At 74.8% G+C, this 13720-nt stretch carries 11 protein-coding genes and 1 riboswitch; of the genes, 4 read left to right on the top strand and 7 right to left on the bottom strand.

Annotation, left to right across the window (positions count from 1 at the left end; translation table 11 throughout):
- Together sigE and BMZ50_RS18885 are read right to left on the bottom strand one after the other, a co-directional pair.
- The coding region (gene sigE / locus BMZ50_RS18890; RefSeq protein ID WP_245753733.1) for an RNA polymerase sigma factor SigE at positions 1–479 on the bottom strand (479 nt) is incomplete at its 3' end.
- Positions 480–671: 192 nt separating this feature from the next.
- Entirely contained in the window at positions 672–1607 is a 936-nt protein-coding gene (locus tag BMZ50_RS18885; RefSeq protein ID WP_245753736.1) for a GGDEF domain-containing protein, read from the bottom strand.
- 342 nt (positions 1608–1949) lie between these two features.
- Here BMZ50_RS18885 and budC point away from each other — a divergent pair, with 342 nt between their 5' ends.
- On the top strand, positions 1950–2723 hold the full coding sequence (gene budC / locus BMZ50_RS18880) for a meso-2,3-butanediol dehydrogenase (RefSeq protein ID WP_091328064.1): 774 nt from the start codon (positions 1950–1952) through the stop codon (positions 2721–2723).
- 133 nt (positions 2724–2856) lie between these two features.
- On the top strand, positions 2857–3129 hold the full coding sequence (locus BMZ50_RS18875) for a hypothetical protein (RefSeq protein WP_245753732.1): 273 nt from the start codon (positions 2857–2859) through the stop codon (positions 3127–3129).
- On the opposite strand, the gene BMZ50_RS18870 is transcribed toward BMZ50_RS18875, so the two are convergent.
- Entirely contained in the window at positions 3114–3929 is an 816-nt protein-coding gene (locus BMZ50_RS18870) for a VldE C-terminal domain-containing protein (RefSeq protein ID WP_245753731.1), read from the bottom strand. The genes BMZ50_RS18875 and BMZ50_RS18870 overlap by 16 nt on opposite strands.
- A 307-nt stretch (positions 3930–4236) precedes the next feature.
- Positions 4237–4378: riboswitch (cyclic di-AMP (ydaO/yuaA leader) on the bottom strand.
- 173 nt (positions 4379–4551) lie between these two features.
- Between BMZ50_RS18870 and BMZ50_RS18865 the strand changes: the two genes are divergently transcribed.
- Both BMZ50_RS18865 and BMZ50_RS18860 read left to right on the top strand, forming a co-directional pair.
- Positions 4552–5541: an FkbM family methyltransferase gene (locus tag BMZ50_RS18865; protein ID WP_091328059.1), complete on the top strand. Its 990-nt coding sequence runs from the start codon at positions 4552–4554 to the stop codon at positions 5539–5541.
- A gap of 123 nt (positions 5542–5664) precedes the next feature.
- Positions 5665–7296 carry a glycoside hydrolase family 13 protein gene (locus BMZ50_RS18860; protein ID WP_091328056.1) on the top strand — a complete coding sequence of 544 codons (1632 nt, stop codon included), beginning with the start codon at positions 5665–5667 and terminating at the stop codon, positions 7294–7296.
- A 20-nt stretch (positions 7297–7316) separates the two neighbouring features.
- Here the strand turns inward: BMZ50_RS18860 and BMZ50_RS18855 are convergent, their stop codons facing one another.
- The 4 genes from BMZ50_RS18855 to BMZ50_RS18840 all read right to left on the bottom strand — a co-directional run bounded on the left by BMZ50_RS18855 (position 7317) and on the right by BMZ50_RS18840 (position 13378).
- A complete protein-coding gene (locus BMZ50_RS18855) occupies positions 7317–8228 on the bottom strand; it encodes a diacylglycerol/lipid kinase family protein (protein ID WP_091328119.1) in 912 nt (303 codons plus the stop codon).
- Positions 8229–8375: 147 nt separating this feature from the next.
- Positions 8376–10079: an AMP-binding protein gene (locus tag BMZ50_RS18850; RefSeq protein WP_091328053.1), complete on the bottom strand. Its 1704-nt coding sequence runs from the start codon at positions 10077–10079 to the stop codon at positions 8376–8378.
- A gap of 148 nt (positions 10080–10227) precedes the next feature.
- Positions 10228–12144: an AAA family ATPase gene (locus BMZ50_RS24365; protein ID WP_177212886.1), complete on the bottom strand. Its 1917-nt coding sequence runs from the start codon at positions 12142–12144 to the stop codon at positions 10228–10230.
- 94 nt (positions 12145–12238) lie between these two features.
- Positions 12239–13378, bottom strand: a complete 1140-nt coding sequence (locus BMZ50_RS18840; RefSeq protein ID WP_091328050.1) for an NDMA-dependent alcohol dehydrogenase — start codon at positions 13376–13378, stop codon at positions 12239–12241.
- Positions 13379–13720: the final 342 nt, after the last annotated feature.

Raw genomic sequence — 13720 nt, 5'->3', positions numbered from 1 at the left:
GTGGCCGCGATCTCCTCGTAGGTCAGCCCCTCGATGTCGCAGAGGACCACCGCCACGCGGAACTCCGGCGAGAGGGCGTCGAGGGCCGCCTGCACCTGCGGGTCCAGGTGGGTGTCGGCGTAGACCTGCTCGGGGCTGGGCGCGGTGCCGGGCAGCCGCTCGGTGTCCTCGGGCAGCGCGTCGAACCGGATCCGCTGCCGGCGCCGGACCATGTCCAGGAACAGGTTGGTCGTGATCCGGTGCAGCCAGCCCTCGAACGTGCCGGGCCGGAAGTCGGCCAGCGAGCGGAACACCCGGATGAAGGTCTCCTGGGTGAGGTCCTCGGCGTCCTGGGCGTTGCCCGACAGCCGGTAGGCCAGCCGGTAGACCCGGGCGGAGTGCTCCCGCACGACCTGCTCCCAGGTCGGCGTCACCCAGCCCTCGGGCCCGAGGGGGGCAGCGGCAGGGGCGGCGGCGGGCGAAAGATCAACGGTGCTCACGGCGGAGGCCTCCAACACAGGGTCGGCAGGTCTCCCCCACCTGGACGGCGCCAGGCCGGTCGCGCCGGGCCTGATTCCAAGCCGTACTGACGACGCTCCGCGGAGGGGTACTCCCCTACGGCACCCATTCTGCACGACTTCGGCGACGCGCGGGCGCCTCCCCCGCCCGCGTCCCCCGAACGTGGCGGCCGCTCACGGCGCGGCGGCGTCCTTGCGGTTCCGCTTGGCGGCGTACATCGCGGCGTCGGCGGAGGCCAGCGCCTGGGCCGCCGTGCACCCGGTGGCGTCGATGAGAGCCAGCCCGGCGCTGACCCGGACCGACAGGGTCCGCCCGCGCAGCGCCACCGGCTCGCTGCAGAGCCACTCCACCCGGTTGCACAGCTCCCGGGCGTCGGCGGCGGTCGGGAGGTGCGCCGCGAGCACGAACTCGTCCCCGCCGACCCGGGCCACGGTGTCCTCCTCGCGCAGGGCGTCCCGCATCCGGGTGCTGAGCACGACGAGCGCCAGGTCACCGGCGTCGTGGCCGTGCACGTCGTTGATCTGCTTGAAGTCGTCGACGTCGAGGTAGAAGACGGCCACCACCCCGCCGTCCCGGTCGCGGGCGCGCAGCACCCGGTCGATGTCGTGGTCGAGCAGCGCCCGGTTGCGGATCCCGGTCAGCGGGTCGTGCATCGCCAGGCGGGACAGCTCCGCGTGCCGCGACCGGTGCTCGGCGATGTCTTCAGCGGCGACGACCGCGCCGATCGGCGCCCCACCGGCGTCGCGGAGCAGCGTCGCGGTGACCCGCACCCAGATCAGCTGCCCGTCGGCGTGGCGGAGCCGCTTCTCGATCGACGGGCCCCGGGTGGCCCCGGCCATGAGGACGGCGACCGCCTCGTGGTCCAGGTGGAGGTCCTCGGGGTGGGTGAGGGTGTGGTACGTCGCGCCCAGCAACCGGTCGGCGGGGTGGCCCACCAGGTCGCACATCGCCTGGTTCACCCGCAGGCACTGCCCGTCGAGCGTCGTGACGACCAGCGCCACGGGGGCGGCGTCGAACGCCAAGGCGGCCACGTCGAGCCCGTCCGGCAGCGCTGCCGCGGGAGAGATGAGGCGGACGTCCTGGCCGGACGGCCGGCGCGGGATCGGCATGGACACGGCGACATGCGCTCCGATGGCTCAGACCGCCGAGGCCCTGGCGGCGCGGCTGCCGAAGCTACCGGCCCCCCGGGGATTCCGGAATGCCTACGACGACGTCCGCAGGCCCTGCGGCGCAGGCTGGGCGCCTGCTGTCTCGCCGCGCAGCGGAACCGCCACCCCCCACCCTCCCGCGGCACGGGCCTCTGAACGAGGAGCCTGGGACGCCACCGTCCAGCCCGAACGGAACTCCCTGCTGGACGGGATCAGCAGGGAGCGTCTCCGCCGGTTCGGGGGCGACCCGGGCTGCACCCCGCACACCGCGTGGCGGGCCGCGGAGCGGGGCACAGGCCCGGCATGAACCGTGCGAGCTTCGACTTCACCGACTCGGTCGTTCTGGTCACCGGCGGCGGCAGCGGCATCGGCCTGGCCATCACCCGGGCCTTCCTCGGGGCCGGCGCCACGGTCGCGATCACCGGCCGCCGCAAGAACCGCCTCGAGCAGGCGCTGGAGGGGTATCCGGGCGAGCGCACCGCGGCGATCCCCGCCGACGTGTCCGACGGCGCCCAGGTGGCCGGCCTGGTGCGGCAGGTGCTCGACCGGTTCGGCCGGCTCGACGTCGTCGTCAGCAACGCGGCCGACTACGCGACCGGGCCCATCACCGAGCTGACCGACGAGGCGTGGGAGCGGCTGCGGGCCACGAACGTGGATGCCTTCTTCCACCTGGCCCGGTCCGTCCTGCCGCACCTGGCCGACTCCGGCGGCAACCTGGTCGCCGTCTCCTCGGTCTCCGGCGACCGGGGCGACTGGAACCAGGCGGCCTACAACGCCACCAAGGCGGCGATCACCAACTTCGTCCGCTCCCTGGCCCTGGACTGGGGTCGGCGCGGGGTGCGGCTCAACGTCGTGTCCCCGGCGTTCACGCTGACCGAGCTGACCGAAGGTGTCGGGCGGGATGAGCAGTCGCTGGCGCCGTTCGTCAACCGGATCGCCCTGGGCCGCCCCGGCCGGCCGGAGGACGTCGCGCCCCCTGTGCTGTTCCTGGCCAGCGACGCCGCCCGCTACGTCACCGGCGCGGTGCTCCCGGTGGACGGCGGGACCAGCGCCTCGACCGGGCAGCCGAATGTCTAGCCGCCCCACCGGATCCGGTCACCCGGGGAACAGGGCATTCGGTCGTGGCCCTCGGTAGATCCCCCACGGCACGGGGAACACCGGACCGGTGAGCGTGCTGCCCGCTGACCGACCAGCGACGAGGCGCGGCATCGTGCGCCTGCTCAACACCGCCGGCGGACGGGTGCTGTGCCTGGCCGGCACGGTCGACGACGCGGCCGTCGACTCCTTCCTGCGGCGGTACGGGCGGGAGCCCGCGCCGGTCGACGTCGTCGACGCCGGCTCGGTGACCTCGCTGTCCATGCGCGGCCTCGAGCTGCTGCTCGACCACCTCGACGCCGCCGAGCGGGCCGGGCGCCCGGTGACCCTGCGCCGGTCGCTGCAGGTCGAACAGCTGCTCGCCGGGCGGGGTCAGCCCGCCCGGTAGTTCACGTGCGGGTGGTCCATGTGGTTGGCCGTCGCGCCCCCGCGGTCCTCCATCTGCTGCCAGGCGCCACCCGGCGAGGAGAGCATCCGCTGCTCCCAGATGATGTAGTCCACGCCCAGCGCGTCCCAGTGTGCGAGGTGGTACGCGACGATCGCGTCGCCCAGGGCGGCGTCGGACATGACCATGTAGTCCAGCGCCAGCCCGGACGGGTGGCCGCCCGAGTCGGCCGCGCTGCCGCGGGTGCCGCCGAGGGTGATCGAGCCGGCCCCCGGGACGTTGGCGACGACCGCGTCGGCGGCCGCCTGCACGACCCGGTGCACGGGCCCGGCGCTGTTGGTGATGAGCGCGGCCCCGGCCGGCGCCGCCGCGGGCGCCGCGGCGGCCACCTCGGCCTCCCGGGCGGCGGCCTCGGCCGCTGCGGCGGCCTCGGCGGCGGCACGGGCCCCGGCCTCGGCCTGCTGCCGGTCGAGCTCGGCCCGGTCGGCGGCGGCCTGCGCCTGCTGCGCGGCGACCTGCTCGGCCTCGCGGCTGCTGCGGCTGGCCGCGAGGTCCACGAGCGGCTGCAGGTCCGGTGGCGCGGTGGCCGGCCCGGAGGAGGCGGTCAACCCGAGCTGCTGGGCGACGCTGACCGGCTCCGCCGTGCCGGCCTCGGCCTGCGCGCCCGGTTCCGGGACGACGAGGACGTTGGCGAGGACGGCACCGGCGGCGGCCACGCCCAGGTAGAGCCCAGGACGGCGGGGTGCGGAGAGTGGACGGCGGTGCGCGCGGGCACGGCCGGCGAAGGTGCGGGGGCGATCCATGGGGAGGCGCTCCGAGGGGTACGAGCGCAGCAGCGCCCCGGGGGGTGGGGCGGTCGGGCTGCGAGGGTGTGCGCGCGGCGAGGGCTGCGGCCGGCCAGGAGCGCGGGGCCGCCGGGCACACCAGGGAAGCGGCGGAGAGCCGGTCGAGCAGGGGTGCTCGGGAGCGGTGGGCCCGGGGGCGGCGGTCAGGGACGGCCGCGGGCGGTCAGGTGCGCGGGCACACCCGCGGAGGACGGTGCCGGGGCGGGCGGGGTCGTGCGTGAGGGCTGGGGCGCGCCATCGGACGGCTCTCCGTTCTTCCGCTGGCCGCCTACCGGGTTAGCTGACGGGTTCGGGCGGGAAGCGGCCCTACCTGCGCCGGGCGGTGCGCCCGGGAGCGGGATTCACCCCAGTACTGCGGTGGGTCCCCGGCTCGCCTGCGTCCTCGGAAGGTCGCGGGCGACTCGGCGGCGTCCGCCCGGACTCCCCTGATGGGGACGTGACCACCGACCGGACCCGGCCAAACTAGCGGGCGTTATGCATCCGTGACAATCCGCGACGGAGGAATCGGGGGGCTAGGTTGGTCCCGAGTCAGGGCGCAGGAACCGGATGAGCCGCCGACGAGGCGAGGTCGGACGCGAACATGACCTTCCCGGTGCGCGAGGACCGGTCACCGCCCGAACCTCTGCACGCCGTGGCCGCCACGCTGCTTCGTGCCGTGCCGCCTCTGTGGCGGCGGCTGCCGAGGCGACTGCGCACTCACTCGCGAAGGATCGCGCCGGTCAACCGGGCGCTGATGGCACTGGGCGGCGGGCCTCTCGTGGTGGCCGACATGCGCGCGGGGCACCGGCTGATCGTGGACCTGCGGTCCGGAACCGAGTGGTTCACCTACTACACCGGCGAGTTCGACGACCGGCGGATCCGGGTGGCCCGTGCCGTGGTGCGTCGCCGGCCCGGCGTCGCGGTGGACGCCGGCGCGAACATCGGCCTGTGGACCGTGCCGCTGGCGCTGGAAGCCGCTGCCGCGGGCAGCCGCGTGGTCGCGGCGGAGCCGGTGCCCGCCAATGCGCTCCGGCTCGCCGAGAACCTGCGGCTGAACGGGGTCGAGGCGCACGCCGACATCCGCCGGGTGGCGCTCTCCGATGCACCTGGCCGCGTGACCCTGACCCTGCGCGAGGACTTCGCGGCGGGGGCGATGACCGGCAATGCGGCGGTCCTGATCGATGACGGCAGCGACGCGCAGTGGGATCACCTGGAGGTGCCGGCTCAGCCGCTGGACGAGGTGCTGGACGACCTGGGGCGGCCCTCCGTCTCGGTGATCAAGTCGGACCTCGAGGGCTCCGAGGACCGGTTCCTCGCCGGAGCCGACCGCACCTTCCGGTCCGACCGGCCGGTCGCCCTCGCCGAATGGAACGCGGTCTACTACGACCGCCGGGAAACCCGCCCGACGGAGACAACCGCTCCCCTGCTCCGCGACTGGGACTACCGGTGCCTGCGGCGGGACGCGCGGGAGTGGACCGTCGACCACCTCTTCCGGAGCAACCGCCCCCTCGACAACGTCCTGCTGGTCCCGGCCGAGCGGGTCGAGGAGATGATCGGACTTCTCCGGCAGACCGACCGCGAGCCGCTCTGACCTCCGCCACCAGCCCATCTCCGCGTCCGGCTTCTCACGGTTGTCAACATCCGACAGAGTCGTCGGCGTAGTTCATGGCGTCCGCTACCCAGCTGACAGGGGCAGGACGCCGATGGTTGTCGCATGCCCGCTCGGCTCGTCACGGCGCGGTCTGCGATGGAGCAGCCCCGCCCGGCCTCGCAGTCGCCGTCGCCCTGGTGGCGGTCCGCGGTGGTCTACCAGGTGTACCTGCGGTCGTTCGCGGACGGCAACGGCGACGGCATCGGCGACCTGACCGGCCTGCGCGCACGGCTGCCCTATCTGACGTGGCTCGGCGTCGATGCCCTGTGGATCAACCCGCACTACCCCTCGGGCGGCGCGGACGGCGGCTACGACGTCATCGACTACCGGGCCGTCGACCCGGACTACGGCGACGTGGCCGACCTCGAGGCCCTGGTCGCCGATGCCCGCCGGCTCGGCCTGCGGGTTCTGCTCGACGTCGTCCCGAACCACACCTCGGACCAGCACCCCTGGTTCCGGGCGGCGCTCGCCGACCCGGACTCCCCCGAGGCCATGCGCTACCACTTCGCGCCCCCGTCGGAGGAGCCGCCGAACAACTGGCAGTCGCTGTTCGGCGGGCCGGCGTGGTCGCGCACCCCGGACGGCCGCTGGTACCTGCATCTGTTCGCCCCCGAGCAGCCCGACCTGAACTGGCGCGACCCCGCCGTGGCCGCCGATTTCGAGAAGACCCTGCGCTTCTGGCTCGACCGCGGGGTCAGCGGCTTCCGCGTCGACGTCGCCTACGGCTTGTTCAAGGACGCCGGGCTGCGGGACAACCCCGGCGCCTACTCCCCCACCCTCTTCGGGCACGGCCCGGAGCAGGCGATGACCTGGAACCAGCCCGAGGTGCACGACGTCTGGCGCCGCTGGCGGTCGATCTGCGACGAGTACCCGGACACCATGCTGGTCGGCGAGGTGTGCCTGGCCGACCTCGAGCAGGTGGCCCTGTACTCGCGACCCGACGAGATGCACCAGTCGTTCTCCTTCCGGCTGCTCAAGTCCCCGTGGTCCGCGGAGGCCTTCGCCGACGGCGTCCGGACCGCGCTGGACGCCTTCGGGCGGGTCCAGGCCCCGGTGTCCTGGGTGCTGGGCAACCACGACAAGGACCGCCTGGTGACCCGGTTCGGCGGCGGGGCGGTGGGCGCCGCCCGGGCCCGCGCCGCCGCCCTGCTCCTGCTGGCGCTCCCCGGCTCCGCCTACGTGTACGCCGGCGACGAGCTCGGGCTCCCGCAGGCGGAGGTGCCCGACGAGGCCAAGCGGGACCCGATCTTCTTCCGCAGCGCAGGCGCCCGCGCCGGTCGCGACGGCTGCCGCGTCCCGATGCCGTGGAACGCCTCGGCCGGCGTGGGCTTCTCCCCGCGCGGAGCGGCCGAGCCCTGGCTGCCCATCCCCGCCGGCTGGCCGCGCTCCGCCGTCTCCCGCCAGACCCGGGACGGCGGCTCGATGCTGCACCTGTACCGCAGGGCGCTGGCGCTACGGGCGGAGCACCCGGCGCTCGGCTCCGGTGCCGCGACGGTGAGCAGGCGCGGCGACGTCCTCACCGTGCGCTGCACCGGCGAGGGACGGACCGTCCGGTGCGTGGTGAACATGGGGTCCGGGACGGTCCTGGTCCGCTCGCGAGGCACCGTTCTGCTGGCCTCCGCCGAGCACGTGCCCTCCTCGGGCGGCAGCGTCGCCCTGCCCCCCGACAGCGCCGTCTGGCTGGCCGAGGACTGAGGGGCACCGCACGCGGCGCGTCAGGATGGGACGAGCACCGACCAGGCGTGCTGCTCGACCCGCCACGTCCGCGACCCGACGGGCTCCTGCAGTTCCCCGTCGGCGATCACCTCGACCGGAGGGCCGCTGAAGGTCACCTGCCGGCCACGCGTCACGAGGACGTCGTCCCGGTCGACGTGCGACCCGGCGAGCAGCGCGGCCGCGAACGCGGCCCGGGCCACCGGGCCCGTGGCGGCGCACACCACCACGTCGGCCAGCCCGTCGTCGACGAGCGCGCCGGGGGCCAGGGGCGTGCCTCCCGCGATCGTCGGCCCGTTGCAGACGGCGAGCATCAGGACGTCGGTGCTGCCGTCGGCCCGCCAGCCCCCGGCCTCGTGGACGACGACGTGGCCGTCGACCTCGACCCGCAGCGGGGCACCCGAGCTCGTCACCCCCGCGATGGCCGCGCCGAGCGGGAAGGCCGCCGTGCCGAGCCGGCTCTTGAACCGCGTCGCCTCGGCGCCGGCGCGGGCCCCGACGCCGGCGTGGACGGCGTTGACGACCGTACCGCCCGCGTCGTCGCGCAGCAGATCGACCGGACGCGGGCGGCCGGCGAGGACCACCCCGGCGCCCTCGACGGGGTCCAGCGGCAGCCCGAGGGCCCGGGCGAAGTCGTTCCCGGTGCCGGCGGGGATGAGGCCGACCGGCTCGTCCGGCCCCAATCCGCCGGCGCGGTCGAGCGCACGGACCGCTGCGTGCAGGGAGCCGTCCCCGCCGATGACGACCAGCCGGCGATCCCCGCGGGCGGCCACCGCCTCGACCAACTCGGTCTCGTCGGCGGTCATGAGCACGGTCACATCGGCATCCCGGCGCAGGGCGCCCAGCGCCGCCTCCACCGCGGGGTCATCGCCTGATCCTGCGGACCGATTCAGCACGACGAGCAGCCTCCGCATGCCGGGCACCCCACCTTCCGACCTCCGGCACCGTCTCGCCGGCCGCGGGCCACCCGCTGAGGACGAGAGGCTAGTGCCGTCAGGACCGGGCCGCCCCCGAACCGGCGGCCGCGGTGATCATCACCCGGCCCTAGGGAGGGTGAGCCGTCAGCCGCGCAGCTCGGGGAAGTCGGTGTCGCCGTACTCGGTCGGCGAGCCGCCGGAGGGCGCGAGCTGCTCCTCCCGCTGGCGCAGCTCGACCCGGCGGATCTTGCCGCTGATCGTCTTCGGCAGCTCGGCGAACTCGATCCTGCGGACCCGCTGGTACGGCGCGAGGTTCTCCCGGGCGTGCCGCAGGATCGACAGGGCGGTCTCCCGGCTGGGCTCGTGCCCGGGCGCGAGGGCGATGTAGGCCTTGGGGATCGCGGCCCGCACCGGGTCCGGCACCGGGACGACGGCGGCCTCGGTGACCGCCGGGTGCTCGATGAGCACGCTCTCCAGCTCGAACGGGCTGATCTTGTAGTCGCTGGCCTTGAAGACGTCGTCGGTCCGGCCGATGTAGGTGATGTAGCCCTCGGCGTCCCGGCTCGCGACGTCCCCGGTGTGGTAGTAGCCGCCGGCCATCGCCTCGGCGTCGCGCTCGGGATCGCCCTGGTAGCCGGTCATCAGGTTGAGCGGGCGGGCGCCGAGGTCCAGGCAGATCTCGCCCTCGTCGGCGGGCTGCCCGCTCACCGGGTCGACCAGCACCACCGGGACGCCGGGCAGCGGCCGGCCCATCGAGCCGGGCTTGACGACCGAGCCGGGGGTGTTGCCCACGGCCGCCGTCGTCTCGGTCTGGCCGTAGCCGTCGCGCAGGGTGAGCCCCCACCGGGCCCGTACCTGCTCGATGACCTCGGGGTTGAGCGGCTCGCCGGCGGCGACGGCCTCGCGGATCGACCCGGGCCCGCCGGAGAGGTCGGCCTTGATGAGCATCCGCCAGACGGTCGGCGGGGCGCAGAAGGTGGTGATGCCGTCCGCGCGGATCCGGCCGAGCAGGGCGGCGGGGTCGAAGCGCGTGTAGTTGTAGAGGTAGACCGTGGCCTCGGCGATCCACGGGGCGAAGAAGCAGCTCCACGCGTGCTTGGCCCAGCCGGGCGAGCTGATGTTGAGGTGCACGTCGCCGGGCTGCAGGCCCAGCCAGAACATCGTCGACAGGTGGCCGACCGGGTAGCTCACCTGGGTGTGCTCGACCAGCTTGGGCCGGCTGGTCGTGCCGCTGGTGAAGTAGAGCAGCACCGGGTCGGTGGCCACCGTGCCCGGGGAGCCGGGCGGGGCGTCGTCCGCCTGGTGCGACTCCGCGTAGGCGCGCCAGCCCTCCGGGGCCTCGCCGACGGCGATCCTCGTGTAGTCGCCGGGGACGGTCGCGAACTTGCCGGCGTCGGCGGCGTTGACGATGACGTGCCGCGCGCCGCCGCGGTGGATGCGGTCGACCAGGTCGGCCGGCCCGAGCGCGGTCGTCGTCGGCATGATGACCGCGCCGAGCTTCATCACCGCGAGCATCGCCTCCCACAGCTCGACCTGGTTGCCGAGCATGAGGACGACGCGGTCGCCCTTGCCCACCCCCTGCGCCCGCAGCCACGCGGCCACCTGGTCGGAGCGCCGCACCATCGTGTCGAAGCCGTACCGGGCCGACCGGCCGTCCTCCTCGACGATGTGCAGCGCGGTGCCGTCGTTGCCGCGGGCGTAGGCGTCGAACCAGTCCACCGCCCAGTTGAACGGGCCGTCGACGGTCGGCCAGCGGAACTCGGCGACCGCCTTCGCGTGGTCACCGCGCAGCGCCAGCAGCTGGTCGCGGGCGGCGCGGTAGGCGGCCGTGGCGGGGCTCTCGGACATGGCTCTCCCGACCTCGAGGATGTGGGTGCGGCCACATGCTGGCCTCTTCCCGGAGGTGCCCGCCACCCCGGACGTGCCGGTCCCCGGGAGCGGGTGGCTCCCGGTGCCGTCCGCGCCGCCCGGCAGCTGGGCCTGCTGCCGGAGGCGCTCAGCCCAGCACGCGGGTCAGCGCCGGGCCGACGTCGGTCAGCCCGCGTACCAGCTGCGCAGTCCCGGCGCCCCGGGCGGCCAGCGCCCGCGCAGCCGCCTCCGCCTCCGCCGTCGGGAGCGGGCACAGCACGTGCAGCCGGTCGATGCCGGCCAGCGCCGCCTCGGGCGGGTCGCCCGTGGTGTGCAGGCAGTCCGAGAGCAGGACGACGAGCCGCTCGTCGGCGTCGGCCGCGCTCAGCTGCGTGCGGGCGGCGCGCAGCCCCGCAGCGAGGTCGGTCATGCCGTGCCCGCGCAGCGCGACCAGCCGGCCGACCAGGTCCTCCGCGCCGCGCTGCTCGCCGTGCCGCTTGAGCACCTCCACCCGGTCGGCGAAGGTCAGCACGCTCACCTCGAGCCGCGCGTCGCCGGCGAGCACCACCCCCGCGGCGGCGACGGCGGCGATCGCGACGGCGAGGCCGGTCATCGACCCCGAGCAGTCCACGAGCAGGCAGACCGCCCGGCGGGCCCCCGTCCAGCGGCGCACCACCAGGTCCTCGGCCGGGGGCGGCCAGCCGCCCGACCACCGGTCCAGGGTGCGGTCGAGGTCGAGATCGCCCTCGGTGCGGCGGCCGTGCACCAGCCGCCGCGTGCCGCGGCTCCGGGCGCGCCCCACCCGGCCGACCTGGATGAACACCCGGCAGGCCAGCCGGCGGGCGGCCGCGCGCAGGTCGCGGTCGGTGGCCAGCGCCAGGTCGGCGAGCAGCGCCGCCGCGGCGTCGGGGTCCTCGACCATCAGCGCGGCGAAGGCGTCCTCGTCGAGCTCGCCCACCTCGGGGCTCACCTGCTCGAACGAGTCGTGCCGCGCCGCCAGTTCACGGCGGCTCGTCTGCCGCCGGGCCGCCCCCGTCTTGCGGTCCCGGCGCAGGGAGGAGGCGGAGTCCGGGCCTGCCGTCTCGGCCGGCAGGCCCTCAGCTTTTCCCGGGCCGTCCCCGGAGGGGTCCTCGGGCGCACCCGCCTCGTCGTCCGGCGGCGGCATGTCCTCCGGCCAGACGTCGTCCAGGATGCTGTCGATGACCGCCTCGGCGGTGCGGTCGACGCCCTCGGCGACGCGGATCCGGCCGGAGAGGGCCGCGTACGCGGCATCGCGCACGGTCTCCCGGGCGCCGGGGGCGGAGAGCCCGTACCCGCCGCGCAGCCGGAGCAGCCCGCCCAGCAGGAGCACGAGGTCGATCGCGCCACGCACCGACGACCCCATCCGCAGGTCCCGGTGCTCCCGGGTGGCGCGGACGAGGCGGACGGCCAGGCCGATCGGGGACGGATCGGCGCCGGTCACCGCCGCGACGATCGCCCGTTCCGCGGCGGCGTCCTGATAGCCCAGCACCACCCGGCACATCCGGTCGGCGATCGCCTGGCCCACCCGCGCGGTGCCGACGGCGTCGAACGGGTTCATCGCCGCGATCAGCCGGAAGCCGGCGGTGGCCCGGACCAGGCCGAGCCGGGGGACGGTGATCTCCCCCTCGGTGAGAACGGTGATCAGGACGTTGAGGGTCTCCTCCGGGATGCGGTTGAGCTCCTCCAGGTAGAGCAGCCCGGAGCCGCGCATCGCGGTCAGCAGCGGGCCGTCGGTGAAGCTGGCGGGCACGTACCCCCCGGCCATGACGGCGGCCGGGTCGTACTGGCCGACCAGGCGCGCCGGGGTCAGCTCGGCGTTGCCCTCGACGAAGACCACCTCCTGGCCCACGTCGGCGGCGATGGCCCGCAGCAGCGTCGACTTGCCGGTGCCCGGCGGCCCCTCCAGGACCACGTGCCGGTTGGTCTGCAGCGCGACGGTGAGGACCTCGCGCTCGCGGCGCAGCCCGATCACCGGGCCGACCGCGGCCGGCGTCCCCGCACCCTCGGTGCGGGCCGCCCCCGGCACCGCCGTCCCTGCGCTCACCGTGCCCTCCTCTGCTCAGTGCGCGGGGACCGGCTCCCCGGCACAGGCGTCGGCCGGGACCGGTCGGGTGACCGGTCCCGGCCGCGCGCCACGGTCAGGCCGGAGCGCCCTCGAGCGGCGGCGTGTCGTACCTGATGACGCCGCGGATGTTCTTGCCCGCGATCAGGTCCTCGTAGCCCTCGTTGACCTGGTCGAGGGTGTAGGTCGTGGTGATCAGCTCGTCGAGCTTGAGGTCACCGGACTGGTACAGCTCGACCATCTTCGGGATGTCGTGGAAGGGGTCGCCGGAGCCGAACAGGCTGCCCTTCACCGTCTTCTCGAAGAGGGTGAGCATCGAGCTGCTGAGCTCGATGTTCACCTTGGTCGGGTCGGCCAGGCCGGTGATGACCACCGTGCCGCCCTTGCGGATGGCGTTGAACGCGTCGCTGACCACCTTCGCGTCGACGACGCCGACGGTGATGATCGCCTTGTCGGCGCCGACGCCGTGGGTGAGCTGGGTGATGAGCTCCTGCGCCTCCTCCGCGGTCTCGCAGCTGTGGGTGGCGCCCATCTGCTCGGCGGCCTCGCGCTTGTTGGCCAGCGGGTCGATCGCCACCACGTTGCGCGCACCGGCGAGCGAGGCGCCCTGCACCGAGTTGATCCCGATCCCGCCGATGCCGTAGATGGCGATGGTGTCGCCCGCCTCGGTCTCGGCCGCGTGCACCGCCGAGCCCCAGCCGGTGGGAACGCCGCAACCGATCAGCACGACCTTGTCCAGCGGCAGGTCCGGGTCGACCTTGATCGCGGAGTTCTCGCTGATGACGGCGCGCTCGGAGAACGTCCCGAGCATGCACATGCCGCCGTAGTCGTTGCCGTCCTCGTCGTGGAACCGGTAGGTGCCGTCGGGCAGCATCCCCTCGAGGATGGTGGCGCCCTGGTCGCACAGGTTGGACTTGCCGGTCGAGCACCAGCGGCAGTGCCCGCACACCGGCAGGAACGAGCAGATCACGTGGTCGCCGGGCTGGAGCCGGGTGACGCCGGGGCCGACCTTCTCGATGACCCCGGCGCCCTCGTGGCCGCCGACGATCGGGAAGCGCGGCACGATGTCGCCGTGGCGCAGGTGCTCGTCGGAGTGGCACAGCCCGGCGGCGACGAACCGGATCTGCACCTCGCCGACCTTGGGTTCGTCGAGCTCGAGCTCGACGATCTCGAACGGCTTGCCCACGCCCTTGAGGACTGCGGCCCTGGTCTTCATCGACCCCTCCTTGGTCTCTCCTGCGATCGGCTGCGCGGACGGAGCCCGGCGGGGCGCGCGTCCGCCCGGGGTGACCACCCCGGCGGTCTGCACCCTCCGCCGGCGGCCGGGTCATCATCGGTCGCCCGTGTGACCTGGACCACCCCCGGACGGGGGTGCCCCGGACCGTAGCCGAACTCGGCGGGTCCGGCGCCGCGATCCGCTGCGCCGGGCCCGCGGTCACGGGAGGGATTCAGGTGCGGTTCGGCTGCCTCGGCCGTCTCCGGCCGAGGGCGTCGGCGACGGTCTGCACGGCCGTGTACGGGGCGGCCAGGAGCAGCACGCCCGCGCCCCGGCGGGCGC

This window comes from Geodermatophilus ruber (genome assembly GCF_900114385.1).
In the GTDB taxonomy this organism is placed as follows: domain Bacteria; phylum Actinomycetota; class Actinomycetes; order Mycobacteriales; family Geodermatophilaceae; genus Geodermatophilus; species Geodermatophilus ruber.
This window is presented reverse-complemented; position numbering and strand designations above follow the sequence as displayed.